This window comes from Halomonas sp. 141 (assembly GCF_002810305.1).
Taxonomy (GTDB): Bacteria; Pseudomonadota; Gammaproteobacteria; order Pseudomonadales; family Halomonadaceae; genus Vreelandella; species Vreelandella stevensii.
In genome coordinates, this window is the sequence record NZ_PINZ01000020.1 from 1 (window position 1) to 25,912 (window position 25,912).

Annotated in this window: 28 protein-coding genes; 7 read left to right on the top strand and 21 right to left on the bottom strand. The window is 58.7% G+C overall.

All coding sequences use genetic code 11. The features are described from left to right. On the top strand, positions 1-393 hold a 393-nt coding region (locus CWI66_RS10400), incomplete at its 5' end, for an IS30 family transposase (RefSeq protein ID WP_157808966.1). 345 nt (positions 394-738) lie between these two features. After that, positions 739-1,146 carry a PRC-barrel domain-containing protein gene (locus CWI66_RS10405; RefSeq protein WP_016914573.1) on the top strand — a complete coding sequence of 136 codons (408 nt, stop codon included), beginning with the start codon at positions 739-741 and terminating at the stop codon, positions 1,144-1,146. 201 nt (positions 1,147-1,347) lie between these two features. Here CWI66_RS10405 and CWI66_RS10410 read toward each other — a convergent pair whose 3' ends face one another. The 3 genes from CWI66_RS10410 to CWI66_RS10420 form a co-directional block, all read right to left on the bottom strand. Beyond that, entirely contained in the window at positions 1,348-1,770 is a 423-nt protein-coding gene (locus CWI66_RS10410; RefSeq protein ID WP_100731618.1) for an OsmC family protein, read from the bottom strand. Between the two features lie 100 nt (positions 1,771-1,870). Beyond that, a complete protein-coding gene (locus CWI66_RS10415; RefSeq protein WP_230478344.1) occupies positions 1,871-2,701 on the bottom strand; it encodes a flagellar motor protein MotB in 831 nt (276 codons plus the stop codon). A 4-nt stretch (positions 2,702-2,705) separates the two neighbouring features. Continuing rightward, the gene (locus CWI66_RS10420) at positions 2,706-3,488 is read right to left on the bottom strand and encodes a MotA/TolQ/ExbB proton channel family protein (protein ID WP_100731619.1); all 783 of its coding nucleotides are present in this window, start codon (positions 3,486-3,488) and stop codon (positions 2,706-2,708) included. 204 nt (positions 3,489-3,692) lie between these two features. Here CWI66_RS10420 and CWI66_RS10425 point away from each other — a divergent pair, with 204 nt between their 5' ends. After that, positions 3,693-4,598 (top strand): DMT family transporter, encoded by a 906-nt coding sequence (locus tag CWI66_RS10425; RefSeq protein WP_081139111.1) that lies wholly within the window; start codon positions 3,693-3,695, stop codon positions 4,596-4,598. Here the strand turns inward: CWI66_RS10425 and CWI66_RS10430 are convergent. The 7 genes from CWI66_RS10430 to CWI66_RS10460 all read right to left on the bottom strand — a co-directional run bounded on the left by CWI66_RS10430 (position 4,552) and on the right by CWI66_RS10460 (position 11,551). Next, on the bottom strand, positions 4,552-5,400 hold the full coding sequence (locus CWI66_RS10430; RefSeq protein WP_100731620.1) for an MOSC domain-containing protein: 849 nt from the start codon (positions 5,398-5,400) through the stop codon (positions 4,552-4,554). The genes CWI66_RS10425 and CWI66_RS10430 overlap by 47 nt on opposite strands. A 195-nt stretch (positions 5,401-5,595) precedes the next feature. After that, a complete protein-coding gene (locus CWI66_RS10435; RefSeq protein ID WP_198517535.1) occupies positions 5,596-6,708 on the bottom strand; it encodes an RNA-guided endonuclease TnpB family protein in 1,113 nt (370 codons plus the stop codon). Positions 6,709-6,878: 170 nt separating this feature from the next. Then, the gene (gntR, locus tag CWI66_RS10440) at positions 6,879-7,874 is read right to left on the bottom strand and encodes a gluconate operon transcriptional repressor GntR (protein WP_100731621.1); all 996 of its coding nucleotides are present in this window, start codon (positions 7,872-7,874) and stop codon (positions 6,879-6,881) included. A gap of 78 nt (positions 7,875-7,952) precedes the next feature. Next, a complete protein-coding gene (locus CWI66_RS10445) occupies positions 7,953-8,483 on the bottom strand; it encodes a gluconokinase (RefSeq protein ID WP_100731622.1) in 531 nt (176 codons plus the stop codon). A gap of 12 nt (positions 8,484-8,495) precedes the next feature. After that, on the bottom strand, positions 8,496-9,776 hold the full coding sequence (locus tag CWI66_RS10450) for a TRAP transporter large permease (protein ID WP_100731623.1): 1,281 nt from the start codon (positions 9,774-9,776) through the stop codon (positions 8,496-8,498). Between the two features lie 5 nt (positions 9,777-9,781). Next, positions 9,782-10,408 (bottom strand): TRAP transporter small permease, encoded by a 627-nt coding sequence (locus CWI66_RS10455; protein WP_100731624.1) that lies wholly within the window; start codon positions 10,406-10,408, stop codon positions 9,782-9,784. 66 nt (positions 10,409-10,474) lie between these two features. Beyond that, a complete protein-coding gene (locus CWI66_RS10460) occupies positions 10,475-11,551 on the bottom strand; it encodes a TRAP transporter substrate-binding protein (protein ID WP_100731625.1) in 1,077 nt (358 codons plus the stop codon). A 426-nt stretch (positions 11,552-11,977) separates the two neighbouring features. On the opposite strand from CWI66_RS10460, the gene CWI66_RS10465 reads away from it, so the two are divergent. The 4 genes from CWI66_RS10465 (at position 11,978) to CWI66_RS10480 (ending at position 14,235) form a co-directional block, all read left to right on the top strand. Beyond that, positions 11,978-12,499 (top strand): hypothetical protein, encoded by a 522-nt coding sequence (locus CWI66_RS10465; RefSeq protein WP_232710844.1) that lies wholly within the window; start codon positions 11,978-11,980, stop codon positions 12,497-12,499. 141 nt (positions 12,500-12,640) lie between these two features. Then, positions 12,641-12,868, top strand: coding sequence for a DUF2798 domain-containing protein (locus tag CWI66_RS10470; RefSeq protein ID WP_016914585.1), 228 nt, complete (start codon positions 12,641-12,643; stop codon positions 12,866-12,868). 252 nt (positions 12,869-13,120) lie between these two features. Then, positions 13,121-13,981 (top strand): glutathione-dependent disulfide-bond oxidoreductase, encoded by an 861-nt coding sequence (gene yghU / locus CWI66_RS10475; protein WP_100731627.1) that lies wholly within the window; start codon positions 13,121-13,123, stop codon positions 13,979-13,981. Between the two features lie 23 nt (positions 13,982-14,004). Further along, positions 14,005-14,235, top strand: a complete 231-nt coding sequence (locus CWI66_RS10480; protein WP_016914587.1) for a DUF2798 domain-containing protein — start codon at positions 14,005-14,007, stop codon at positions 14,233-14,235. 128 nt (positions 14,236-14,363) lie between these two features. Here CWI66_RS10480 and CWI66_RS10485 read toward each other — a convergent pair whose 3' ends face one another. The 11 genes from CWI66_RS10485 to CWI66_RS10535 form a co-directional block, all read right to left on the bottom strand. Beyond that, the gene (locus CWI66_RS10485) at positions 14,364-16,466 is read right to left on the bottom strand and encodes a TonB-dependent siderophore receptor (RefSeq protein WP_100731628.1); all 2,103 of its coding nucleotides are present in this window, start codon (positions 16,464-16,466) and stop codon (positions 14,364-14,366) included. 141 nt (positions 16,467-16,607) lie between these two features. After that, positions 16,608-16,925, bottom strand: a complete 318-nt coding sequence (locus tag CWI66_RS10490; protein WP_016914589.1) for a DUF6693 family protein — start codon at positions 16,923-16,925, stop codon at positions 16,608-16,610. Positions 16,926-16,978: 53 nt separating this feature from the next. Next, positions 16,979-17,299 carry a hypothetical protein gene (locus CWI66_RS10495; protein ID WP_016914590.1) on the bottom strand — a complete coding sequence of 107 codons (321 nt, stop codon included), beginning with the start codon at positions 17,297-17,299 and terminating at the stop codon, positions 16,979-16,981. 38 nt (positions 17,300-17,337) lie between these two features. Then, positions 17,338-18,315, bottom strand: a complete 978-nt coding sequence (locus CWI66_RS10500) for a lipid A deacylase LpxR family protein (RefSeq protein WP_100731629.1) — start codon at positions 18,313-18,315, stop codon at positions 17,338-17,340. Between the two features lie 148 nt (positions 18,316-18,463). Then, positions 18,464-19,003: a YaeQ family protein gene (locus tag CWI66_RS10505; RefSeq protein WP_039176533.1), complete on the bottom strand. Its 540-nt coding sequence runs from the start codon at positions 19,001-19,003 to the stop codon at positions 18,464-18,466. A 104-nt stretch (positions 19,004-19,107) separates the two neighbouring features. Beyond that, a complete protein-coding gene (locus CWI66_RS10510; RefSeq protein WP_100731630.1) occupies positions 19,108-19,806 on the bottom strand; it encodes a glutathione S-transferase family protein in 699 nt (232 codons plus the stop codon). Between the two features lie 67 nt (positions 19,807-19,873). Next, positions 19,874-20,491: a LysE family translocator gene (locus tag CWI66_RS10515; protein ID WP_100731631.1), complete on the bottom strand. Its 618-nt coding sequence runs from the start codon at positions 20,489-20,491 to the stop codon at positions 19,874-19,876. A 118-nt stretch (positions 20,492-20,609) separates the two neighbouring features. Next, positions 20,610-21,383 (bottom strand): enoyl-CoA hydratase-related protein, encoded by a 774-nt coding sequence (locus tag CWI66_RS10520; protein ID WP_081195551.1) that lies wholly within the window; start codon positions 21,381-21,383, stop codon positions 20,610-20,612. 128 nt (positions 21,384-21,511) lie between these two features. After that, positions 21,512-22,360 (bottom strand): 3-hydroxybutyryl-CoA dehydrogenase, encoded by an 849-nt coding sequence (locus CWI66_RS10525; RefSeq protein ID WP_039176547.1) that lies wholly within the window; start codon positions 22,358-22,360, stop codon positions 21,512-21,514. Beyond that, positions 22,357-24,003 (bottom strand): acyl-CoA synthetase, encoded by a 1,647-nt coding sequence (locus CWI66_RS10530; RefSeq protein WP_100731632.1) that lies wholly within the window; start codon positions 24,001-24,003, stop codon positions 22,357-22,359. Before CWI66_RS10530 ends, CWI66_RS10525 begins: the two co-directional genes overlap by 4 nt. Before the next feature lie 109 nt (positions 24,004-24,112). Beyond that, positions 24,113-25,909 (bottom strand): acyl-CoA dehydrogenase, encoded by a 1,797-nt coding sequence (locus CWI66_RS10535; RefSeq protein WP_100731633.1) that lies wholly within the window; start codon positions 25,907-25,909, stop codon positions 24,113-24,115. Positions 25,910-25,912 lie beyond the last annotated feature (3 nt).

Sequence of the window (25,912 nt, forward strand, 5' to 3'; positions counted from 1 at the left end):
CGGTTGCCCAGGGTCTCAGCAGACCTGACGCAAGCGGCCATGATCCGGCTGTTGAAGCCACGCCGGGGAGCTGTGAAAACCATCACTCTGGACAATGGCTCCGAGTTTGCCAGTCACGTCGCCGTTGGCCGGGCGGTCAGCGCAGATATCTACTTTTGTGACCCTTACTGCTCCGGCCAGCGTGGAAGCAACGAGAATACCAATGGCCTGATCAGGCAGTACTTTCCCAAGGGGACAGACTTCCGCCAGGTCACCGATGCCGAGCTGCGCAGGGTGGTCAGGAAGCTCAATGACCGCCCTCGAAAGCGACTCGGTTACCGGACACCGGCACAGGTGTTCCTGGGAGAGTACTCAGGAGCCCTGGACACAGCAGGTGCTGCACTTATTGCTTGAATCTAGATTCAATCCATGACAAAAAAATGGCCATTCATCTTGCAAAACATTATGGAGCGTCTACCTTGATAAGTGTCTTGACGCAGTGACGCGCAAGACAAGACGTTGCTTTCCCTTAATACCAGTTTCTGTCAGCCCACCCGTAATACGGGTTATTGATAGAATCGTTGGCATGAGAGGAATCGCCTCAGGAGTAACGTGAATGGTGGACGCTATAGGAATAGCGCTAGGCAATTAAACACTGCCTTTATCAAATCACACTGTTTGATGAGCCATGACCGTTAATTTGTTTAGACACCGGTGCAACCACACCCTGTCCTAATGCAAGCGCAAGGAGCAATAGCCATGAAAATGATTAAACCTGCTTTCCTCGGTACGTTGATGGTGCCTGCTTTCATGTTTGCCGCTGGCTCGGTCAGCGCTCAGGAAACCGTGGCAGCTGAAGCTACCTACCTCACCACGCAGCCTGAAAACACGTTCCATGCTGATTCGCTGATCGGCAACAACGTGAAAAGCACCGTAGAAGAAGATGAGGATATCGGTACCATTTCTGACCTGGTCATCGATGAAGATGGTCAGATCCAGGCTGTCGTCATGGGTATCGGTGGGTTCCTCGGCATGGGCGAAAAAGACGTTGCCGTCGAATGGGACTCTTTGGAACTGACGAAAGATGATGACGGCGATGACTATGTGATTCGCGTCAATGCATCACAGGATGCACTGGAAGCTGCCGAAGAGTATGAGCGTGACTAAACGCTGATAGCGGTAAGCGTTAAAAAAGGCCTTGGCAATTGCCAAGGCCTTTTAGCATCTAGACAGCAATACGTTCAGGCGACATCTAAAGCCTTGCCACTCTGCAAGGCGCCAAGCAACACTTCCATTAAGCTTTAAAACCAACTCGACCAAAAGTCAAAAGAAGCACTTGACGCCTTTTCCATAACACAAGTTATTAAATCAACCTTTTAACTTCGCGGTCATGGTAATCTCGGCATTCAACACTTTTGAAACAGGGCAGTTCTCTTTTGCCGTCTCTGCGGCTTCTTTAAAAGCGGCTTCATCCGCTCCGCTCACGCTGGCTTCTACTTCAAGATGAATTTTCGAAATATCGAAACCATTCGAGCCCTGTGACAGCGTTACGCTGGCCTGTGTATCGATGGACTCCGCAGTGTAGCCTTTTTCGCCAAGAATCATGGAGAGCGCCATGGAGAAACAGCCCGCATGGGCAGCACCGATCAGCTCTTCTGGATTGGTGCCCGGCGCGCCTTCGAAGCGCTGCTTGAACGAGTAGTTGGCGTCCAGCGCTCCACTTTCGGTGGATACATGCCCTTGGCCGTCCTTCAAACCACCTTCCCAACGTGCGCTTGCTTTGCTATCCATTCTGTTCTCCTTTCCCAGGGTAGTTCGCTAATGGCGAACTGAGCGCAAGAGAGCGTTCAGCCTTTTCAGGGTAGCTGATTTCTCCGGGGCTTGCCGAATGTCACGGCGTGATATCACCTGAGGACTCGCTGCTCATCGCCGCCAACTCGACGGGTGCACTGGCATCGATGAGCAGTTCGACGCGCCGATTGGCCGCCCTGCCATCGGAGGTGGTGTTACTGGCCACCGGCCGTGTTTCGGCAAACCCTTGGATGATCAGACGCTCAGGCGCCATATTGCCGTCTTCGATCAGCACATTAGCCACGGACGCAGCACGCATGGCGGAAAGATCCCAATTGCTGCGAAACTGCGCCGTGCGGATAGGCACGTTATCGGTATGCCCATGCACTGATAGCGTGCCACTCAAACCACTGAGGAGACTGGAAAGTTCTACCAGCAGTGAGGCAAACGCAGGCGTCACCGTGGCGGTGCCTGAACCAAAAGTGCCGTTTTCGGCGACTCGGATGATAATCCGCGCCTCTTCCACTTCAATCTCCACGCCCCCTTCAGATAACGCAGTAGCCAACAACTTTTCGATACTGTTAGCTATTTGCAGAGTACGTTGACGCTGCTGGTTTTCCAGCACGGTGCGCATGGTTTCCAACTGGGGTTGCGGCTGTTGCGTCCGCTGGCGCACTTCCTCGATCAAGGTACGGTCGGGCGTCGCTGGCGAAAAGTGCTGCATGGCCGCACTGGTGCCCATGGGTATCTGCATCGCTTCGATATCCCGCTGTACACCGAAGGCCTCAGACAACGACTCGGCCACGCGCCGAAATTTTTGCGCATCGATTTCAGCAAAGGAGAGCAGCAGCACAAAAAAGCACAGCAGCAGTGACATCAAGTCCGCATAGGTCACCATCCACGCTGGGATATTGCTCTTTCTTCTTGCCACCGACTTATCCCCGCTCGCTCGCTGTCTTACGTTCGTTGGACTCTACACGACGCTCTGGCGGCAAATAGAGGGCCAGCATTTGCTCCAGTACACGGGGGTTCTTGTCGCCCTTGATGGCCAGCAGCGCGTCGATCCACAGCTCCTGCATCTTGGCTTCCTGATTCATGCGTACCCATAGCTTTTCAGCAATGGGGTTGGCAAACATTGTGGCAATCATGGCGCCATACATGGTGGTCAGTAGCGCCACGGCCATGGCGGGCCCAATCAGTGACGGGTCGTTCATATTGGCGAGCATCTGCACCAGTCCTACCAGGGTGCCAATCATGCCCATGGCCGGAGATACTTCCCCTAGCGCGGAAAACACTTGGCCTCCGGCCTCGTTGCGCTCCAGCGTCAGCAGGCGCTCTTTTTCCATCATCTCCTTGATCATGTCGGCGCTGAAGCCATCCGCCAGCATCTGCAACCCCTGCTGGAGAAAAGGCGAGCTGACTTCACGGCTTTCCAGCGCGATCATGCCCTCGCGACGTGCCACTTTGGCTAACTCAACGAGTTCGTCGATGCTGTCTTGAGTACTGGGTAGCTGAAACTTGAACGCCCGAGCCGCCGCCTTGAGCGCGAACTTGAACTGGGTAATGCTGAACTTGGCCAGCACCACGAACAAGCTTCCCCCCACGACCAGCAGTAGCCCAGTAAGATTCAGGAATACCTCGGGCGAGGTGCCCAGCATCACAGAAGCTCCTACCAGTACAGCAGCACCTACAAGACCAATCAGCGTCGCGAGATCCACGGTGTATCCTCAGTGTGTCAATATTAGCCACCAACGTTCGCTGAGACAGTAGAGACCAAACCCCCAAGCGTCAACACCAAAACCATGATGTAACCATTATTGACAAATGAAACTGCTAACCCTTAAGACGTATTCGCATGTGCTCATATTATGGTTATGCTGAGCGGTTGCTCTCTATACCGGTGTTTACTCCAAGGAACTGCCATGTCCACAGCCGACGCGCTGCGCTTAATATTGCTCTCTTCGTTATGGGGGCTTTCGTTTATTTTCATGCGCGTGGCGGCACCGGAATTCGGCTCTGTCCCCTTGGTGTGGATACGCATGACTATTGGCGCCCTGCTGCTCGTGCCACTGTTGCTGAGCCTGCACTACGCCCGGCTGATCTGGCAGCACAAAGGGCCGCTACTTCTGCTGGGCGTGGTCAGCCATGTGCTGCCCTTTTCCCTGCTGGCACTGGCAACCACGCGCCTGGAAGCGGGATTTACCTCGCTGCTCAACGCCACCACGCCTATTTTTACCGCGCTGCTGGGGGCGGCTTTTTTTGCCACGCCCGTGAAACGTCAGCAATACCTGGGGCTGACGTTGGCGCTGGTGGGAGTTTATGTGCTGTCGGCACATCGTCTGGACTTCAGTTTGGGGGGAGACGGCTGGTTCATCGTGGCCGTGCTGGGAGCCACCCTCTGCTATGGGGTCGCAGGCAATTATTCGAAAACCCGGCTAGGCCATTTACCCACGCGGGTACTGGCCGCGGGCAGCAGCGCCATGTCGGCGCTCGTGCTGCTGATCCCCGGCCTGCTGCTATGGCCCAGCGAGCCCATCAGCACGCTGGCCTGGGGTAACGCCTTGGCCCTGGCGGTGCTGAGCACCGCCGTGGCCTTTCTACTTTATTTCGGACTGCTGGCCAGCGCCGGGGCCACCGCCACATCCACGGTCACCTTTCTGGTGCCGGTGAGCGCGCTGCTGTGGGGCTATCTGCTGCTGGAAGAAACGCTCTCGCTGCAGGTAGTGCTCGGCATGGTGATTACATTGATGGGCACCGCCGTGGCCACGGGGCTGCTGCGCTTCAAACCTCGCGTGGTAATGCCTCTACGGCGTCCCCCACACGAATAGTCGCGCCCTGCCCCTTGGTCAGCGTGGCATTCTGGCCAAAAAAAGCGCCTTTCAGATGCGGCTGGGTATTGAGTGACAGCAGCGTCTTGAGTGGCTCGCCTTGGGCAGGGACCGCACCGGTCTGTTGATCCACAGTGGTGATCTTGCAGCGCTGGCAAGGCTTGCGCAGGGTGAGTTCGATACCACCAGTGGGTACTCGCAGCCCGGCCCAGCGGTCTTCCGCCCAAGCGGTGGCACACTCCACCACGATGTTGGGCCGAAACCGGTTCATGGGGATGGGAGATTGCCCAGCAGCCACCAGCGCCTGATTGAGCGCATCCAGCGAACCGGTGGTGGTAACCAGGAAAGGGTAGCCGTCCGAGAAGAAAGTATCCGCGCTGTCGCCCGCCAGGAAGTCCGCTTCCACGGGCCGTGGAAAGTCGCTGGCAAAGCGCACCAGACTCAAGCCCCGGGCCGTATCCCCCAAGGCAGCCTCCAGCCATCGTGACACCTCTGCACCTTCCGGATAGGCCTGGCAGTGATCTTTCCAGACGGTCACCTGGCGTAGCTCCCCCTCGGGCTCATCCAGTGAAATGGCGATAGGCGTCAGCGACGGATGCGAGAGCACCAGCGAGCGCTCGTCGAGAGCCACGCCTATGGTGGCCAGGGCGGGCAGCTGACGCTGGGTGACGAAACGCTGCTGCGCATCGACCAGCATCCAGCGCCGATCCCAGGCCAACCCGTGGGTGTAGAGCTCGCTCTGTTGCAGGTCGATCCCCTTGAGCGACTTGACCGGATAGACCGTCAGTTGAGTAATGTTCACGGCAGCCTCATTTGAAGATTGACATCCTCCCCTCCCTCAGCTTGCGCTGCCGCCTCGCGGCGGAAAGGAAGGGGATTCCCAGGTTGTTGCCTTCCTGGTTCCTGCTTCGCTGTCCGTTGCCCTCAATGCCTTGGCATTGCCGGTCTTACACAAACTCCACAGGCGTTAATTCCCGAGTGCCCCTCGGTAGTTACTTCAACACTCGGCACCCGCTAATAGCGCGGTGCCAGCTTGTAGGATGTTGCGGGCGGCATTGAGGTCACGGTCAATGCCTTCGGTGCCACAGCCTGGGCAATCCCACATGCGAATATTTAGTGGCAGCGATTTCATGACAAATCCACAGCCATGGCAGCGTTTTGAGCTTGGGTACCAGCGGTCGATCTGGACGAACTGGCGTCCGGCCCAAGCCGCTTTGTAGTCAAGCTGGCGCACCAGCTCCCCCCAGCCAACATCACTGATGGCGTTAGAGAGATGGGGATTTTTGACCATGTTCTTCACCTGCAAACTCTCCGCTGCGATCACTTGGTTCTCGTTAACGATCTGGCGAGTGAGTTTATGCAGGCGGTCTAGCCGAGTGTCGGCAATTTTGGCGTAGCATTTGGCGACCTTTAACCGCGCCCTGGCGCGGTTATTGGAGCCTTTTTGCTTACGACTTAGCTGCCGTTGCGCCCGCGCTAACTTGCGCGCATAGCGCGCCGTATGACGCGGGTTGTTAACCCGTTGACCCTCGCTGGTCACGAATAGGTCTTTTAATCCAAGATCAATTCCTACCATCTTCGGCGTAATTGGCAGCGCCTCAGTATCTACCTTGCACAGACAGCTAATGAAGTAGCGGCCTGCTGCGTCCTTTGACACGGTGACGGTGCTAGGCGCTGACGGTAGCTCGCGGCTCCAGCGTATGTTCAACGGCTCGCGGCACTTGGCGAGCGTGATCTGACCATCACGGTACGAAAATGCCGAACTGGCAAAGGTGGCTGACTGGCGGTGCTTTTTGGATTTAAAGCTGGGATACCGCGCCCGCTTGGCAAAGAAATTCTTGAAAGCGGTTTGTTGGTGGCGCAGGCATTGTTGCAGTGGCACCGAACTGACCTCGGCCAGAAAGGCGGTGTCAGGCTGCTTTTTTAACTGTGTCAAAAACGCGCTGGCGTCGGTGTAACCGATTTTTTCCTGACGCTGATAGAACGCATCGGTGCGATAGCGCAGCACCGCGTTCCAGACAAACCGCACGCACCCAAACGTTCGCGCCAGCAGGGTTGCCTGTTCTGGCGTGGGGTAGAAGCGGTATTTGAAAGCGCGTTCGGTTATCATACCTTACAAATTATCGTGTTTTATGTAAGATTACAAGGCACAAGGCGTCCTGCCGGACGCCGCGCTATCCATCCTCGCACTCAAAGTACGAGGTTTTACGCGCTGACTGATAAAAAAACAGCGGTGACTGGACACAGCCCACCTCACACAGACTAGCTCACACAGACTACCTATAACGTATCGCCTGCTTCGATACGGTAGCCCAAGTCAATGACGGGCTGGTCCACTCCTTCGCCACGGATACGTGCCAGCAGGGCCTGAGCCGCCCTTTCACCGATGGCCTCGCGGGGGGTCACGACGCTGGCCAGACGCGGCGTCATGGCCTGCCCCACATCATGACCGTGAAAACCGGCAATGGCCATCTGTTGGGGGACGGCAACTCCTTGGCGCAGGCACTCGAAGTACGCCCCCACCGCCACGTCATCGTTGGTGCAGAACACCCCATCCGCTTGAGGGTAATCCTGCTGAATCTGTTGCATCAATGCAGCGCCCACGGTGTAAGAGGAGCGCTGGCTCCGCTGCAAGGTGACGGGTAATAGCCCATGCGCCTGCATGGCCTGTCGATAGCCTTGCTCACGCTGGCGCGTCCGCTCATCGAGACGCACGGCCAGATAGAGAATGTGGCGGCGGCCACGCCGGATCATCTCGCTGACCATTTCGTAGGCGGCACTCACGTTGTCGTACCCGACGGCCTGCTGAAGCGGGGGTCGATGGGTGTCCATGATCTCCACGATAGGAATACCCGCGGTTTCCAGCATGCGCAAGCTGCGCGGCGTATGGTCTCGATCCGAGAGAATCACGCCATCGACATTATAAGAGAGCAGCGAGGCCAGGCTACGCTCTTCGAGCTCGGGGCTGTAGCCGTAGTGGGAAAGCATCAGATGATAGCCCGCAGGCTCGGTATACGCTTCGATGCCCACGATCACGTCGGCAAATACCTGGTTGGTCAAGGAAGGAACCAGCACGCCAATGGAGTGGCTCGTGGCCCGCGACAGCAGGTCCGGCGCCCGGTTGGGAATGTAGCCAATCTGCTCCGCGGCACTGAAGATACGCTCGCGCAGCCCTTCCGAGACCGCTTCCGGGTCGCGCAGGCAGCGGCTCACGGTCATTTTGGTGGCGCCAACGCGGTCGGCGATGTCTTGCAAGGTGGGGCGTTTTTTCTTCAATGGCGTCACTGCCTGATATCGTGGATGGGCACGGGTCTTACCATAACGAATCCTGCGACCCGTCGCCTATCCCTTCCTTTAGCTTGACGAGCGCTGCGGCTGCGAGGATAGCGTGGCACAAAAGCGCTCGACAATCACGCGAGGCGGCAGCTCAATCGACAGCGTGACGGCCTCATCGGCCAGCGGCGGCTCCAGGTCCGCCAGCTGGCTGGCCAGCATGTCATCCCCCTTGAAGAAGTGGCCGGCACGAGTGGCCAGCCGCTCGCGCAGCACATCGGGCGTACCCTTCAGGTAGAGGATACGCAGGTCACTATCTCCCTGCCGCAAGCGGTCGCGATAACGCCGTTTGAGCCCGGAGCAGGCAACCACTACCGAGGCATCCCGGGTGCGATAGCTTTGCAGCAGGGCCGATAGCGTTGCCAGCCACGCCTGGCGGTCGTCGTCGTTCAGCGGCGTACCGCTGGCCATCTTGGCCACGTTCGCGGCACTGTGATGGTCATCTCCATCGATGAACGTGGCCCCCAGCGAAGACGCCAACTGCTGGCCAATATGAGTCTTGCCGGAGCCCGAAACCCCCATGACAAGAATACGCTGTGAAGTGCTCGTCACACTGCTCTCCTGTCAGTTGCCGCGCACGGCGGTCAAGTTGGGTAACCATGTCACGATCCCGGGAAAGGCAATCAACAGCACCAGCACCACCAGCAGCGCCGCGTAATACGGCAGCATGGCCTTGACCAGCGACTCCATCGACACCTTGCCCACGCCACACCCCACGTACAGGCAGGTACCTACCGGCGGTGTCAGCAACCCGATACCCAGAACGAAGGCCATCAGAACGCCAAAGTAAGCCGCGTCCACCCCCACCGAGGTCACGATGGGCGCCAGCATCGGTGCCATGATCACCATGGCGGGGGTGAGATCCATGACGAACCCGACCAGCAACAGCAGCGCCGCCACGATCAGCAGCAGCAGGAAAGGCTCCTGGGTAATCGCCTGAACCTGACGCACCAGCGTCTGGGGCACCATGTTGATGGTCAGGAACCACGCGATCACGGTGGCAAACGCCAGCAACATCATGACCATGCCGGTCAATCGGGCAGTGCGAATCAGCATGCCGCCAAGCGCTGCCAGCTTGAACTCCCGATAGACCAGCAGGGAGATGGCCAGCGAATAGAGCAGCGCCGCCACGGCCGCTTCCGTGGCCGTAAAGACGCCGCCAATGATGCCGCCAATCACGATCACCGGCAGCACCAGTGCCAGCCAGGCCGCCTTGAACGCCTGCCACAGCAGGTCCCAGCGGAACTGGCGCACGCCACCTCCCTGCCGAGAGGCCAGCAGGAACGTCGTCACCATCAGCGCACCGCCAATCAGCAGCCCCGGGACGATACCGGAAATGAACAGGCGACTGATCGAGGTTTCCGTGACGATACCGTAGAGAATCAAAGGAATGGAGGGCGGGATGATGATACCGATCACCGACGATACCGTATTGATCGCCGTGGCATCCGCTGCGCTGTAGCCCTGCTGCTTCATGGAAGGAATCATCATGGAGCCGGTCGCCGCCGTGTCCGCCACCGCCGAGCCACTGATTCCGCCGAAGAACATCGAGCCGGTGATGGCCACCTGGCCCAGCCCACCACGCATGAAGCCGACGAGCGCCCCTGCCAGTTCCATCAGGCGCCGCGCGATACCTCCTTGGCTCATCACTTCGCCCACCAGAATGAAGAACGGAATGGCCAGCAGGGGAAAGCTGTTCACGCCCCGGATAGACTGCTCGATCATGATCGACAGCGGAATGTCCGACAGTATGGCCATGACCAGTGCCGCCACACCCAGCCCAAAGGCAATAGGCAGGCCCATCACGATGGATGCGAACAGGATCGCCAGAAAAATCCATAACATAGTGGTTACTCCCCCACAGAATTGGTGGATGGGTCGCGCGGCGCGAGCACCAGGCGCAGGCTGACCCATAGCCGCCACAGCGACACCGCGGCAATGAAGATCACGCACAGCACCAGAGACAGGCTGACCCAACTGAGCGGCACGCCCAGAATGGCAGAACGACCACTGGAGCGAGACAGCACCTGATACCCGCCCCACACCATCACCAGCATGAGCCCCGTGATGATCAGGTGCTGAAGCGCATACAGCAGATGCGCCAGGCGCAGCGGCAGTCGGCGCACCAAGGCATCCACCGCAATATGCTCATAGCGCGCAAAGGCCGCCGCCGCGCCAATGAAGACCAGCCAGATGAACAGCATGCGCGCCAGCTCATCGACCCAGGGAAGCGAGTGATTGAACAGCGAGCGCCCCACCACGTTGCTGGATACCGAGACGATCAGCGCGACCAGAATGGCGCCGATCAGATACTCCATGCCCAGCGTGAGCCAGCGAAACAGGGCGGGCCCCTGAGCCGAATCGGTGTCGATTTCAAGGCACCGTCGGTTAGGGTCGTCCAGATAGGTCGAGGGGTCTGTCGGGTCGGGCGTTGCCAGCACAGGCTCGGCCTGGGGAGTATGCGAGGGGGATGTCATAAAAACTCCTGGGGCACTCTCGAATCGGGCAGGCCACTGGCCTACCCGAAAGCCCACGGCAATGGCTTACTGAGACGTATGGTCTGCCACGATCTGCTGAATTTCAGCAATCAGGTCTTCCCCGATACGCGGTGCCCACTGGGTGTAGACGGGCTGAACGGCTTCCTGGAAAGCGGCCAGCTGCTCATCGTCCAACCGAGTGATCTGCATGCCCCGCGCTTCCAACTGCTCACGGGACCAGTCGTCGTATTCGGCAGAGAGCTGAATTTCATACTCGGCAGACTGGCGGGCGGCTTCCAGCACCAGTTCCTGATACTCCGGAGCCATGCGGTTCCAGGTGCGCTCGGAGAGCATCATGATGAATGGCGTGTAAACGTGGCGCGTTTCCGTACCGTAATCCTGCACTTCGTTGAAGTTCGAGGTCAGGATGGTGCTCCAGGGGTTCTCCTGGCCATCCACGACGCCCTGCTCCAGCGCCGAGAACAGTTCACCAAAGGCCATGGGTGTCGGGTTGGCGCCCAGCGCTTCCCAGATGGCCAGATGCACCGGGTTCTGCATGGTGCGCACGCTCAAACCGCGCACGTTGAGGCCCGCCACGTCGTCAGGGGTCGCCACCGGGCGGGCGCTGTTCGACAGCTGGCGGTAGCCATTCTCGGAAAACGTCAGCGCTTTCAAGCCAGTGCCTTCAAAAGCATCCAGCATGTTCTGGGCCGCATCGCTCTGCATGACGGCAATGGCGGCTTCACGGCTGGGCAACAGGAACGGCAAATCGAACACCGACAGCGCCTGCACGTAGCCGGTCGTAGCCGAGCTGGAAGGGTAAGTCATGTCCAGCGTTCCGGTCTGCAGCATCTCCATCATCTGCACGTCATCCCCCAATTGGCTATTGGGGAAGACATTGACGGTAATCCGACCATCGGTACGCTGCGCCAGAATCTCGCCGAAATATTGGCTGGACAAGAACTGCGGGGAGGTTTCGGACAACCCGATACCCATGCGCAGCGTATGGCGGCCGTGGTCTGCCAGGACCTCGCCCTCGATGGCGGGCGTCGCGGAAAGCTCCGGGCCTTGGGCATGCGCCATGCCAAAGGTCAGAGTGGTGGCGCCCAAAAGGGTCAATGTGCTACGCCAAATCGTTGTCATCGTTGTTTCTCCACGCAGAATTGTTGTTAGTGGCCGGGTTGTGCATGGCCAGTTTTTTGAATGACCAGTGCTTGAATGACCAGGCTGCCGAGCGATGCGGTAGCTCGATGGCTTGCCGATAATGTGTGTCAGGCCAGATGCTGATTTGTTACCGGTAACATCGAGTGTATGAAGGCTAGCGGCGGCCTCTGAGCGTGTCAAAACAAATATGGTGATTTGCGACCAACGTCCAGGAGTCGTCTGCACAACCAATCGCGCCCTGCAGCACGCGAACACCTCATTGGATACAGACTCGATATGGAAACTAAAACGGTGGCAGGTGCGCTGCTCCTCAATATGCGACCAAATGCCTCGTGCATCCGGCAGTGAAATAGCCTATCTTTTAAGTTATTAACTTATGGCTTTTTGTTATTAACCAGTCACCCCATGTGCCTGCTGCCCGATAACAGCCTGCCATTGAACTCCAACGACAATCCAAAGGAATACATGATGCGTCATTTACTATTGGCTGCCAGCGCTGTGACACTCTTTGCCCCCATGATGGCAATTGCCGAACAGCACGGCGATGAGCATGAAAAAGCTCTGATCATATTGACAAGCGAGTCTCTGCAGACTCAAACCATGGCGATGATACTCGGCAATGCCATGTATCAGCAGGGCACAGAATTGAATATTTTGCTTTGCGATGCGGCAGGTGACCTTGCTATCAACGATTATCAAAGCGAAAACACCGTGAACACCCCACCCAGCAACCCCGCTGGCCAAGTAACGCCTGAGGGTATTCTGGGAATGCTCATGGCAGAGGGTGCGCAAGTCGATGTTTGTGCAATCTATTTACCCAACACAGACCATACTCAAGAAGACCTTAGAGACGGCGTGGGTATTGCAGAGCCCGGATCCATGGCTGAAATGATGCGTGACCCCAGCATCCCCGTTTTTAGCTTTTAAGCGACCTTTGACGGCCTCACTACGGACCAGTGAGGCCAGCGTATAATATCCATGCCCGGACAACTCCTGATGCCATGTAAAGTCTTGGTACCGCCGGGGTATGCGCCATTACCCTGCTACTAACGATTGACAGGAGCGATCATGATTTTTCCGCGCAGCCTTTCTCGCTTCGTATTTCCTCTCGTCATGTCACTTTACATGGTGACGATCATGACCTTTGTCATCACATGGGCCAACACAGGGTTGTCTGGTGATTTTTTGGCCCGCTGGTGGAGAGCCTTTTACATCGCATGGCCAATCGCTTTTAGCTTGATTCTGATAGGCGCTCCTTACCTGCAAGCGCTGGCCCAACGGCTCATCAGAAAATAATCTCTGGCGGTGGCACATGTGTTCAGACAAACCCGGGGATGGTCAGTGGTCGCTGCACGCGATACATTCTGCCCAGTAAACGCGAATGGCTATATTTTTTGAGTGACCCCGACGTCACCCCCTTTTGCCAGCGTTGCCTTTGTCCTACCCTTACCATTTAATTAACTCGCTAACGACATACCCTTATAGCCAGGCTCAAGCGCCCCCATAGATTCACTACGACAACGCATGACCGCTAAACGCGAGGACCTCATGAGCGATCCAACCTATACGCCGCCCAAGGTATGGCAATGGGAACCCGGCAACGGTGGCAAATTTGCCAACATCAACCGCCCCGTCGCAGGTGCCACCCACGATAAACATCTACCCGTCGGCAAGCATCCGCTGCAGCTGTACTCGCTGGCCACGCCTAACGGCGTCAAGGTCACCGTGATGCTCGAAGAGCTGCTGGAAAAAGGCATCACCGACGCCGAATACGATGCCCACCTGATTCAGATCGGTGAAGGCGACCAGTTTGGCAGCGGGTTCGTGGAGGTGAACCCCAATTCGAAGATCCCGGCACTGATGGACCACAGCGTTCAGCCACCCCAGCGGGTCTTCGAGTCAGGGGCCATCCTGCTCTATCTGGCCGAAAAATTTGCTGCCTTTCTGCCCAGCGACCCCGCCAAGCGTACCGAATGCCTTTCCTGGCTGTTCTGGCAGATGGGCAGCGCACCGATGCTGGGCGGCGGCTTTGGGCATTTTTATGCCTATGCGCCGGAAAAGTATCAGTACCCCATCGACCGCTACACCATGGAAGTGAAGCGCCAACTGGACGTACTCGACCGCCACCTGGCAGACAACCGTTATATGGCGGGCGACGAATACACGATTGCCGACATGGCGATCCACCCCTGGTATGGCGCACTGGTCAAGAACCGTGTGTATGAGGCAGCCGAATTTCTGGAGGCCCACACCTACACCCACGTGCTGCGCTGGACCGAAGAGATCGATGCCCGTCCCGCCGTGCAACGGGGCCGCATGGTCAACCGTACCTGGGGGGAACCCCATGAGCAGCTTCATGAACGCCACGATGCCAGCGACTTTACTGAAAAAACCGAAGACAAGCGTTAATTCGCGTATCAGGAAAACGTACGATGTTCGATCCGAAATACGCCCAGCTGATATTTTCATGCCTCATGGCGCTGTTCATGTCATGCATCATGTCACTGGTGATTACGCTATATAACGTGGGACTCGTGGATGGGATCGTGATGATTTGGCTCAAGGCGTGGCTGTTTGCCTTTGCCGTCGCGCTGCCGGTGATCAATCTGGTCTCCCCTATCGTGCGACGGCTGGTGAAGCTGTTGATCAAACAGCCACGCTAAGCGTCGACTCACGAAGAGACCCAAAAAGGCAACGGGGCCTGCTCATCGCAGGCCCCGTTGTTTATGTAGCGAACTCATGTAGCGAGTTCATGTGGCGGTATGCCGCCGTATCTCACGCGGCATGTATATCAAAACTGATAGCGTACGTTGGCCGTGACGCTACGGCGATCACCGTAGCCACAGTCGCCTCCGTCATAGCGGCACCAGGAGATGTACTCTTCGTCGGTGGCGTTTTTCAGGTCGACCGAGAAATCCCACTCGCCCAGGGTGTAACCCACCATCGCATCGTACAACGTGCTGGAAGGCACCAGCGGTGCTTCGGCAGCGCCCACGTTATCACCCACATAGCGCACGCCTGCGCCCACGCGCCAGTGGTTGCCCGCGTACATACGATTCCACCAGGAGACCTGCTCTTCAGCCACGTAGGGCAGCCTCGCGCCGGTAGCATCATTGGTAGCATTGAGATTGGTATAAGCCAGCTGCGTCTCGAACTGCTGCCAACGCTTGTTGACCTGCAGCTCCCAACCATCCACCACGGCACCCACCTGCTCGACGCCACCGGGCGTGGCGCCATCGCTGATCCGGTTCTGCTGGGTAATGTCGAAATACGCCGCACTGACCGCCAACGACTGATCAGGTGACACATACTTGAAGCCAATCTCTTCCTGGTCACCCGTGGTAGGCTTGAGCGGGCTCGGATTTGCCGTCCCGTCACTGCCCAGATTCATCGAGAACGCTTCGGAGTAGCTGACGTAAGGTGAAAAGCCGTTGTCGAAGCGATACATCAGCCCGATACGCCCGGTCGTCTGTGCTTCGTCGCTGACCGTATCGGGCCCCGACAGCGCCAGCGTGCGGTTCTCGGCCCAGTCACGACGCAGGCCCGCAGAGATCACCACCGGCCCCACTTCGATGTGATCGGCCAGATAAACCCCGACCTGCTCGATCCGGTTATCGGGCTGGTTGGTTGGCGACAGTGAATCCAATTGCAGATTACCGTAACGTGGCTGGTAGACATTGAAGCGACCGCCACCCCCCGTCACATAGCTGTAGTTGTCTTGTGCCCAGCGGGCATCCTGGCGATCGATCCCGGCCACCAGGGTGTGTTCTGTCGCCCCCAGAGCAAATTCACCGGCAAGCCGAGCGTCCAGGTTCAAAATGCGAGTGTCGGCATCGGCCGTGAAGATCGTCCGGTTGACCTCACCGTTGGCATCCGGAACGCTGGGAATATCGACCCAGTGCTCGCGTGTCTCGGTGCTGGAGTTGGTGTAGCGCGCCGTGGCCGAGAAGGCCCATGCATCGTTGAGCTGCTGATCAACGAACAGCGTGGTCTCGGTTTTCTCGCTATCGTAACGGTCCCAGCCGGGCTCACCCACGAAACGCTCTGAGCCAATGAATCCCAAGGAGCCCGGCTGCAAAGTTCCCACCTGCGGCAGGAACTGCGCAGATACCTGGCTTTTGTCCTGCTGGCGATTCAGCAGCAGCGTCACGCGGGTATCGTCACTGGGGCGCCAGGTAAACGAAGGTGCCAGGACATACCCGTCATCCCTGACGTGGTCGACTTGGGTGTCACTGTCACGCACGAGCGCCACGATCCGGTAGAGAAATACGCCCTCCTCGTCGGCGGCCCCGGTAAAATCAAAGGCCAGCTGCTTGCGATCGAAGGTGCCGTATTGTGCCCATATCTCACCGCTGCGCTCTTCCTGAGGAAGCTTGGAAACACCGTTGATGATGCCACCCAGATCTGCCTGCCCGTACAGCATCGACGAGGGCCCGCGCAGAACCTCGACGCTCTCCAGTGCATAGACATTGGTGCGCACGGTGTTGAATGAACCATAGATCTGGCGTAACCCGTCCAGATAGCGGCCTGCGTCCAACCCTCGCACCTTGGCACTGTCACCACGGGTATCGAAGCCGAAATTCCCCGCATGGACGCCCGGGGTGTAGAGCAGCGTGTCCTGAATATTCTTCGCACCGCTGTCCTGAATGAATTCCTGGTCGATCACCGACATCGAAAAGGGCTGCTCGGCCATCGGCACGTCCAGCTTGCCAACGCCAGGTTGGCGTTCGGCTTCGATATAACCGAAACGGCCCGCCGTGTCTGCGGTGACTTCCACCGTTTCCAGATCCACATTGCCAACGGGGTTCTCTTGCGCCTGTAGCGACGTGGTGCTCGCCGCCAGCGCAACGGCCACGCCTAAGGTGCGCAGCCGAAAGGTAGGTAGATGGTTCATCCTGGATCCCAGAGCGAATAATAATATTAATGAGAGTAATTTTTATTCGCGCAAAATATAGAATCCGAACGTTGGGTTGTCAACGTGAACCTGTGAAAGGGGGTGCCCGCTGACAGGCAGCGGGCGGAGGAACCGGCAGAACTACAGCACGCGTGAGTTGTTCAACGCGTAGTTCCAGACACGGTAAAAGTAGAAGATGTAGCCAATTCCCAAGGTGAGAAACGAAATCACCATCCACAGGATGATATGGCCGATATTGCTGAAGATATTGATATCGCAGACCATTTTTCGCTCTACCCCACTGGCATGGTCGACCACGCTAGTACGATTGATGACAAAGCGAGCAAAGGAGTACGGAAAGAAAAACAGCGCGATCCCCAGCGTAAAAATCGTCAGTAACAGCCACACCAGCAGGTGGCCCACGATATCCAGAATGGACAGATTGGCTTTGATGGTCACAGGGTGCCTATCGATGCAGTAAGAGTGGTGTGCAGATTACCACACGCCGGGATTCAGGAGCGCGAGGCCCACCAGTCGGCATAGGAGCTGTTGTGGGGAGCGAGACCGCCTTCGTCCGGTGCTCCATCCTGCCACCAGACAGGCCCCCGCTCACCCAGTGCTTCCTTGGCTTCCTGCACGGCCTGACGTGCCTGGCGAAGCGCGTGCTCATCGTCATGCTGCTGGGCACTGCGCACCGCACGCCGCGCCTTCATCAACGCCTTGACATGAAGACGCCGGGTGTCTTCCGAGAGACGCGGGTCGGTGCAGCGCCACAGCCGGTTCCTGGCAACGAAGTAGCGTCCATCCGGTGTCTGTGGGTACTTGCTGCTCATGCTGCCCCTCTCGGTCGTTTGCGCGTCGGCCTACTACACTAGAAACGCTTGGTCAGCGTCATGGCGCCAAACACATCCTGCTCATCCTGCCCTTCGAACTCGCGGGTGCGCTGTACGACGGCGTAGGTCACCTGCCAGTCTTCCCAGGCCAGCGCCAAGCCCGTGGAGGCATCGGCGACCCACTCCTTGCGGTCTACCGAATGGCTATCGCGCACGGTATTACCGTCCAGGGTCAGATTATGGGCCATGTAATAGCCTTCGACGCTGGCAAACAGATACCACTGCCAGCCACGGCTCTCGCTCATCAGATGGCGCGTACCGGGGTTGGGGGTCAGGGTGGGAATACCTTGAGCGTCGTCTCCCCAGCGCACGCTGTAGCCAGCGCTGGCGTAGGTGTACAGGTTGCCCAACGCCGCGCCGACACTGGGGCCGTGAGCAAACTGTTTGCCCGCCAGCGGAGTGTCATGCCACCACTGGCGGCGCAGCGTCAGATTGATCAGCGCTTCGTCACCCAGCTGATGACGCCAGCCCCGCGGGCGGTCGCTATTGGTGACGCGGTGTACCTCACGCTGGATGCTGTCAGCCAAGGAAGAGGGCCCCACCAAGCCCACATCCAGGTGCAGATCGGTGGCCCGCTGCCACTGCCCCACCGGCACATCTTCATATAGCGACACACCGCCGTATACCAGCCCTGCATAGGGGCGGTCATCTTCGATCAGGGAGCGCCGTTCGATGTTATCGGGTGTATAAATCTGGTGCACGAAGCGATACGCCACCCGGTCAGCCTGCCCCATCAACCCCGCTGGCAACGCCACGGCAAGCCGCTGCAGCCAGTTCTGTTCGGAGGGCGTCGTCATCCAGTTCAGCTCGAAGCCACTGGTGAAGTGGCCGTCATCACTGCTGGCCAGGCCATCGTTTTCGAGCTTGAGGGTCAAGGCGCTGTCGCTGGCCATGGCTAGCGCAGGCAGCAGGCTAAACGGCAATACCAGGGCACGTAATACAGCAAAGGGTTTCATGGCTCGTTCCTTGAGTAACAAACATTGCTGATTGTATGTAATCTTGCAAAAAGATAGCAAGCTACTTTTATAGTCGCCTATGGCTCGCTCAACGCGGTTTCCACTTGCGCGGAGTCTGGCGGTTATCCCTCACCGCCAGTACCCTCGATCAGCGTTCGCGCAGCAGCCATTCAGGGGTGATTTCGTGCTGGCCGTTTTCATCGGTAATGAACAGCGCACCATCACTGATCATCACGGCCCAGTTGATGGCCCTGGGCAAGTTCGTCGCCACCGTGGATAGCGCATCGGCGGGTAACCCGGCCACGTGAACGTTCTTCAGCGATGCGACCGCAGGCAGCACTTTGCTCTCCCACAGGTCGACACGGCCATAGGCCAGCAGGGAAACCCGCTCGGCACGCCGAGAACACCAGGTCATGCGTTCGGCATCGGGAAGGCCTACTTCAATCCAGTGTAGCACTCGCCCGTCCAGGCTCTTCTCCCACAAGGCTGGCTCGTCCACGTCCGAGAGCCCGCGTCCAAAGGCCAGCGCTTCGCTGTACCACAGCAGATAAGCGATCAGCCGTGTGCACAGGCGCTCTTCGGTTTCGGAAGGGTGGCGCGCCACCGTGAACCGCAGCGTTTCGTAGACGTTGCGGTCCAGGTCGGTCAGGTTCACATCCACTTTGTAGGGGGTAGCACTTAGCGCCATCTGATGACTCTCAGTCGTGTTGCGAAATATTAGAGGCGTCAGTGTAACGGATTTACGCCCTCTCCGCGCCGTCCTCCCTCCAGCCCGGAACTTCCTGCACAGTACTAGGCGGTCGCCCGCTCGTCGCTCAGCAGCGTGGCCTGTTTCAGGGTCTCTTGTTCATGCATGGGCTCCCGCCAGGTCTCTTTTAGCGCCGCCGCATACCACGCCTGCATGGCAGGCAGAGCCAACAGGCGCTGCACGTAGGCCAGCGAGGCATCGCCCAGCGGAAGGCCGAAGGTTTGCACGCGAAACGCCACCGGGGCATAAAACGCGTCCACGGCGGTAAAGTGCTCACCCGCCAGAAAAGGGCCACCAAAACGCTCAAGCCCCTCCTGCCATAGCGCATCCAGCCGGGCCAGGTTGCTTTTCAGCCCAGGGGACATCGCGTTCATCGCTACCCGTACACCACAGTTCATCGAACACTCATCGCGCAGCGCTGCAAAGCCACTATGCATCTCGGCACTGGCGGAGCGTGCCCAGGCCCGTGCGGCAAGCTGCTGTGGCCATACGTCAGGATGCGCTTCGGCCACGTACTCGACAATCGCCAGCGAGTCCCACACGGCCACCTCGTGTTCGCGATCGACCAGGCACGGCACCAGCCCCGAAGGAGAAAAACGCTTGAAGGTCGCGAGGCTCTCCCCAAAGCCCCCTTCGAACGGCATCAGATGCTCGTTGAAGGGGATCTCCAGCGTTTTCAGCAGCACCCAAGGGCGCAGCGACCAGGAAGAGTAGTTCTTGTTGGCGATGTACAGGTCAAACATGGTGCGCTCCTTGTGGTGAACACTTCATTGATCGCTTTAGCGATTGATAGCCTTGCGATTGATCGTTTTAGCGTGCCGCCTGAACCAGCGTATTCCCGCCCAACCCCATCAGTACGCCGCCGCCCATCCGCTGAACCCAACGGGTGGAACTATTGGACTTTTGCAGCCAAGCGCGCAGCGGGCTGGCCAGCAACACCACGACCACGTCCGCCGACGAAAACAGTACGTTGGTGGCGACCCCCAGCCACAGCAGTTGCCATGCCACCGGCAGAGCGCTGTCGGGCTGCACGAACTGGGGCAGGAACGCCACGAAGAACAGCGCCGTTTTAGGGTTAAGCACTTCCACCAGAAAGCTATCGCGCAGTACCCGTTTGGTAGAGGCTAGCGGAAGTTCGTCACTGCTCGTGCGAATGCCTTGTTGCCATAAGCGCACGCCCATCCAGAGCAAATAGAGTCCGCCGATGATTTTCATCGCCAGATAGGCAGGCGGAATGGCCGCAAATAGCAGTGCTAACCCCAATGCAGCGGCGATAACATGCACATAGCAACCAAGATGCACCCCAGCCACCGCCAGCCATCCTGCTCGCCGACCACGCCCCAGCGTTTGTGCTGCGGTGTATAACATCGCAGGCCCGGGTAAATAGGCAAACCCCAGCGCGGCAAGAAGAAAGGCGGCCCACTGCATCGCGGTCACTCCGGCATAGTAAGAAATAGTAAGCCTGAGAATAAAATAAGGGGTGACGCGTGCGCCACCCCTCAAATAAGTAAAACTCGAAAAAAGAGAGCTTAGAAAAAAAGAGAGCTTAGAAGTTGGGTTTGCGCTTCTCGACAAAGGCACTCATGCCCTCTTTCTGTTCCTGGCCTGCAAAGCAGAAAGCGAACAGGCTGGTTTCCAGCGCCAGGGCACTATCCAGATCTTGGTCCATGCCGTCATGAACGGCTTGTTTGGCACCGCGGACCGACTGCGGCCCGTTGCCCTTCAGCTGCTTGGTAAGCTCTTCAACATAGTTCTCAAGCTCGGCCTGGGGCATTACCCGGTTGACGAGGCCAATGCGCAGCGCTTCGTGGGCATCGATTTTGCGCCCGGTAGTGACCAAATCAATCGCCATGGCGGGACCGACTCGGCGCGGCAAACGCTGGGTGCCGCCAAAGCCGGGAATGACGCCTAGCAGGACTTCCGGCTGGCCGAAGATGGCGTTGTCGCTGGCGACGGCCCAGTCGCAGGCCAGCGCCAGTTCGCAGCCGCCGCCAAGGCAAAACCCGTTGACCAGCGCGACCACCGGCACGGGCAAGGTTTCCAGGCGTTTGATGGTGCGCAGTGCCTGGCTGGCAAAGGCGCGCGCTTCTTCCGGGGTTTTATCACGCATCTCGGTGATGTCTGCCCCGGCCACGAAGGATTTTTCCCCGGCCCCCGTAATCAATACCGCCCGCAGGCTGGGGTGAGCTTCCAATTCGACCAGATGCGCTTCCAAAGCGCTGAGCACTTCGCTGTTCAGCGCGTTCAAGGCTTTGGGACGATTAATGGTCAGGCGTACCACGCCATCGTTATCAACCTTCTCGATCACTGCGTCGCTCATGGCGGCTCCTTAATTGTTATTGCGCGTAGAAGTGGTTACCACTCAACCCTAGCGAACGCTTGGTTGGGTGGCAATCACTTCTTTTGTCGCCCCCTAAGCTTTTTGTCGCCCCCTAAGCTCGCTGCCTGCTATTCGTAGATATAGAACCCACGGCCACTTTTGCGGCCCAGATAGCCTGCGGCCACCATGCGCTTGAGCAGCGGGCAGGGGCGGTACTTGGGATCGCCAAAACCTTCCTGCAGCACTTCCATGATCGCCAAGCACACATCCAGGCCAATCAAATCCGCCAGCGCCAGCGGCCCCATGGGATGGGCGGCACCCAGCTTCATGGCGTCATCGATGGCTTCCGGCGTGGCGGTGCCTTCCTGCACGATAAACGCGGCCTCGTTGATCATCGGCACCAGCAAACGGTTCACGGCAAAGCCCGGCGCATCGCCCACCGGCACTGCGGTTTTGCCCAGCGCTTTGGTCAGCGCTTCGATGCGCTCTACGGTGGCATCCGAGGTCTGCTCGGCGCGGATCACCTCGACCAACTTGAGTACCGGCACCGGGTTGAAGAAGTGCATGCCTACCACCCGCTCAGGGCGCTCGCAGACCGCCGCCAGCCGAGTCAGTGATAGAGACGACGTGTTCGACGCCAGAATAGCGTCGCTGCTCAAATGGCTGAGATCCCGAAACAGCTTCTCTTTCAATGCGGGCTGCTCGGGGGCAGCTTCGATGATCACGCTGCAGTCGCTGAGCGCATCCAGCGCCGTGGTGGTCGAAAGCCGAGCCAGCGCTTCCTGCTTGCCCTCTGCCGTCATCTTCTCTTTGGCAACGAGCTTCTCAAGCCCTTTATCGATTGCATTTTTGGCGCGAGTGAGCTGCTCATCGGCGACATCGTAGAGCCTCACGTTAAAGCCACTCGCGGCCACCACTTGAGCAATCCCCTGCCCCATGGTGCCTGCGCCTACCACGCCAATCCGCTGTTCGCTCATCGCTGTTCCCCTGACTGGTGCTGTCTGGCTTCTTCACGCAGCACGAATTTTTGAATTTTGCCCGTGGACGTTTTGGGCAGTTCGCTAAAAACCACCGTTTTCGGCACTTTAAAGCTCGCAAGATGCTTACGGCAGTGGGCAATGATATCCGCCTCGGTGACTTCGCCGTAACCTATTTTCAGTTTGACGAACGCGCAGGGCGTTTCGCCCCACTTTTCATCCGGCTTCGCGACCACGGCGGCCTCTTCCACCGCTGGATGACTGTAAATGGCATCTTCGACTTCGATGGTGGAGATGTTTTCACCGCCCGAGATGATGATATCTTTCGAGCGGTCTTTAATCTCGATATAGCCGTCGGCGTGCCATACCGCCAAGTCACCCGTGTGGTACCAGCCGCCCTCCAGCGCTTTTTCCGTGGCCTCGGCGTTTTTGAGATATCCCTTCATCACGTTGTTGCCGCGCATCAGGATTTCGCCGATGGTTTGGCCATCCTTGGCAACGGGTTCCAGCGTGACCGGATCGGCGACGCAGAGCGCTTCCAGCATGTGGTAGCGCACGCCTTGGCGTGACTTGAGTTTGGCCCGCGACTCCAGCGGCAGTTCGTCCCAGGCCGCGTGCCAGGCACATACCGTGACCGGGCCATACACTTCCGTCAGGCCATAAACGTGGGTCACTTCAATGCCCAGCTTTTCCACCCCGGCTATCACCGAGGCAGGCGGCGCGGCCCCGGCGGTGGTCACCTTCACCGGATGATCGAACACCCGCTTCTGTTCGGCGGGCAGGTTCACCAGCCCATTGAGCACGATCGGCGCACCGCTAAAGTGAGTGACGCCCTCTGCAGCGATCAAATCGGTAATGCGTTTGGGGTCTACCTTGCGTAAGCAAACGCTGACGCCTGCATTGGCCGCAATGGTCCAGGGGAAGCACCAGCCGTTGCAGTGGAACATCGGTAGCGTCCACAGGTAGACAGGATGGTGTGGCATCGCCCACTCGAGAATGTTGCTCACCGCGTTCAGGTAGGCACCGCGATGGTGATACACCACCCCTTTGGGTTTGCCCGTGGTCCCAGACGTGTAATTCAATGAAATCGCCTGCCACTCGTCGCTGGGCAGTTGATAAGCGTACTCCGGGTCGCCCTCGGCCAGCAGCGCCTCGTACTCCAGCTCGCCAATGCCTTGGGTCTCACCCAAAAACTCCGGGTCGGCCACGTCGATGATCAGCGGCTTGCTCTCCAACGAGGCCACCGCCGCTTGAATCACCTCGGCAAACTCAGGATCCACCAGAATCGCCCTGGCTTCGCCATGGGCCAGCATATAGCGGATGGCATCGGCATCGAGGCGGATATTCAGCGTATTCAGCACGCAGCCCGCCAGCGGCACACCGAAGTGGGCCTCGAACATTGCGGGTACATTGGGCAGCATGGCGGCCACTGTCTGGCCCGGCTGAATACCGCGTTTTTCCAGCGCGGATGCGAGCCTACGGCAGCGTGCCCAGGTCTCTGCCCAGGTGCGGCGCGTCTGGCCATGCACCACGGCCGGGTAATCGGGATACACCGCCGCCGAACGCTCGATGAACGTTAGAGGGGAAAGCGCCACGTGATTGGCGGCTGTCGGTGGTAGATCTTGTTCAAAGATGGAGGTCATGATCGGTTTTGCACTCTTGGTTTTATTATTGAAGGTTCTATTGGGCGCGACGTCCGCCAATGGGCGATGCCTGATGAACACCGCCGCCTGGAAGGCGGCGGCAGTGGGCTCAGTAGGCGACGCGGCTGTCAAACTGGCTAAAACACTGCATGCCGGCCTCGATCACCGCGCGTTGGGCACGCCCGACCGGCAGCCACTGGTGGATGACGAACTCGGCGCTGCACAGCTTGGTGCGGTAAAACGGGTCGTCGCTGCCCTGGGTAATGGCTTGCTGGGCATGCAGCGCCGCCTGGCCCATCTGCCAGGCGCACAGCACATGGCCCGCCAGGTTCAAGAGAGGCGTGGCGTAGGCTTGCACGGCATCCGGCCCCTGTTCAGGGTGGCTACCCTGCTCCAGCACGATTTCCATGGCGGCCTGCAGGTCGTCAGCGGCATCGCTCAACAGCGGCCCCATGGCATTCAGCCGCGTACTCTTACCCAGCTCGTCAGCGGTGTTGCGTACCTCGGCCAACAGGGCCAACAAGGCGGCACCACCATCGCGCTGCAGTTTGCGACCTGCCAGGTCCAGCGCCTGAATGCCGTTGGTGCCTTCATAGATGGGCGCGATGCGGGCATCTCGGAGCAGCTGTGCAGCGCCGGTCTCTTCCACGTAGCCCATGCCGCCGTGCACCTGAACCCCCATGGAAGCAATGTCCACGGCCTGGTCGGTAGAGAAGCTCTTGACGATAGGAATCAGTACATCCACACAAGCCTGGGCCGACTGGCGCTCGGCGTCATCGGCCGCATGGCGGGCAACATCCAGCTGGCCAGCGCAGTAAAGGGCCAGCGCACGCAGCGCATCGGTACGGGCACGCATGGACAGCAGCATACGGCGCACATCGAAGTGGTCGCTGATGGTGCAGTCGCTGCCGCCACGCTGCCTGGGTGAGCGCCCCTGGGTGCGGTCATTGGCGTAGGCAAACGCGTGTTGGCAAGCACGCTCGGCCACGCCGATGCCCTGAATACCGACCTTATGACGCGCCTCGTTCATCATGGTGAACATGTGGTTGAGCCCGCGCCCCTCCTCCCCCACCAGATAGCCCACGGCACCGCCGTTTTCACCAAAGCTGAGGGTACAGGTGGGCGACCCGTGAATGCCGAGCTTGTGCTCGATGGAGGCACAGGTGACATCGTTACGCTCGCCCAGCGAGCCGTCGTCATTGACCAGGAACTTAGGCACTAAAAAGAGTGAGATACCCTTATTGCCTTCCGGGGCATCGGGCTTACGGGCAAGAACGAGGTGAATGATGTTTTCGGCAGCGTCGTGCTCGCCCCAGGTGATGTAGATCTTTTGACCGCTGATGCGGTAGTGATCGCCTTCCGGAACGGCTTTGGTACGCACCTTGGAAAGATCCGACCCCGCTTGGGGTTCGGTGAGGTTCATGGTGCCGGTCCAGGAGCCCTCGACCAATTTGGGCAGGTAGGTCGCTTTTAAGGCATCGCTGCCGTGATGGGCCAGCGCCTCGATGGCACCGGCGGTGAGCATCGGGCACAGCCCTAACGCCATGTTCGCGCCGTGAAGCATCTCCTGTACCGCGCTGGCCACCACTTCGGGCAGGTTCTGACCGCCCAGTGCTTCAGACACGCCAATGCCGTTCCAACCACCCTCTACATACGCCAGGTAAGCGGCCGCGAAGCCTTCAGGGGTAGTGACGCTGCCATCGGTGTGACGTTGGGCTCCCTGACGGTCTCCCGTACTATTGAGCGGCCCCCAGACGTCACCTGCCAGCTTCGCAGCTTCTTCCAGTACGGCTTCAACGAGATCCGGGGTGGCTTCTGCGAAGCCTGGCAGCGACAGCGAGCGATGCGCCAGCATCTCTTCCAGCACAAAGCGCAGGTCGCGTACCGGCGCGGCGTAGTAATTCATGGC

Bases quoted from the DNA above. Each gene is read 5' to 3' on its own strand.
- yghU (WP_100731627.1), top strand. From the start codon at position 13,121: ATGAGCGATCCAACCTATACGCCGCCCAAGGTATGGCAATGGGAACCC.
- CWI66_RS10535 (WP_100731633.1), bottom strand. From the start codon at position 25,909: ATGAATTACTACGCCGCGCCGGTACGCGACCTGCGCTTTGTGCTGGAA.
- CWI66_RS10450 (WP_100731623.1), bottom strand. From the start codon at position 9,776: ATGTTATGGATTTTTCTGGCGATCCTGTTCGCATCCATCGTGATGGGC.
- CWI66_RS10455 (WP_100731624.1), bottom strand. From the start codon at position 10,408: ATGACATCCCCCTCGCATACTCCCCAGGCCGAGCCTGTGCTGGCAACG.
- CWI66_RS10525 (WP_039176547.1), bottom strand. From the start codon at position 22,360: ATGAGCGAACAGCGGATTGGCGTGGTAGGCGCAGGCACCATGGGGCAG.
- CWI66_RS10435 (WP_198517535.1), bottom strand. From the start codon at position 6,708: ATGATAACCGAACGCGCTTTCAAATACCGCTTCTACCCCACGCCAGAA.
- CWI66_RS10495 (WP_016914590.1), bottom strand. From the start codon at position 17,299: ATGAGCAGCAAGTACCCACAGACACCGGATGGACGCTACTTCGTTGCC.
- CWI66_RS10520 (WP_081195551.1), bottom strand. From the start codon at position 21,383: ATGAGCGACGCAGTGATCGAGAAGGTTGATAACGATGGCGTGGTACGC.
- CWI66_RS10405 (WP_016914573.1), top strand. From the start codon at position 739: ATGAAAATGATTAAACCTGCTTTCCTCGGTACGTTGATGGTGCCTGCT.
- CWI66_RS10480 (WP_016914587.1), top strand. From the start codon at position 14,005: ATGTTCGATCCGAAATACGCCCAGCTGATATTTTCATGCCTCATGGCG.
- CWI66_RS10485 (WP_100731628.1), bottom strand. From the start codon at position 16,466: ATGAACCATCTACCTACCTTTCGGCTGCGCACCTTAGGCGTGGCCGTT.
- CWI66_RS10410 (WP_100731618.1), bottom strand. From the start codon at position 1,770: ATGGATAGCAAAGCAAGCGCACGTTGGGAAGGTGGTTTGAAGGACGGC.
- CWI66_RS10510 (WP_100731630.1), bottom strand. From the start codon at position 19,806: ATGTTTGACCTGTACATCGCCAACAAGAACTACTCTTCCTGGTCGCTG.
- CWI66_RS10500 (WP_100731629.1), bottom strand. From the start codon at position 18,315: ATGAAACCCTTTGCTGTATTACGTGCCCTGGTATTGCCGTTTAGCCTG.
- CWI66_RS10505 (WP_039176533.1), bottom strand. From the start codon at position 19,003: ATGGCGCTAAGTGCTACCCCCTACAAAGTGGATGTGAACCTGACCGAC.
- CWI66_RS10515 (WP_100731631.1), bottom strand. From the start codon at position 20,491: ATGCAGTGGGCCGCCTTTCTTCTTGCCGCGCTGGGGTTTGCCTATTTA.
- CWI66_RS10465 (WP_232710844.1), top strand. From the start codon at position 11,978: ATGTGCCTGCTGCCCGATAACAGCCTGCCATTGAACTCCAACGACAAT.
- CWI66_RS10470 (WP_016914585.1), top strand. From the start codon at position 12,641: ATGATTTTTCCGCGCAGCCTTTCTCGCTTCGTATTTCCTCTCGTCATG.
- CWI66_RS10530 (WP_100731632.1), bottom strand. From the start codon at position 24,003: ATGACCTCCATCTTTGAACAAGATCTACCACCGACAGCCGCCAATCAC.
- CWI66_RS10460 (WP_100731625.1), bottom strand. From the start codon at position 11,551: ATGACAACGATTTGGCGTAGCACATTGACCCTTTTGGGCGCCACCACT.
- CWI66_RS10425 (WP_081139111.1), top strand. From the start codon at position 3,693: ATGTCCACAGCCGACGCGCTGCGCTTAATATTGCTCTCTTCGTTATGG.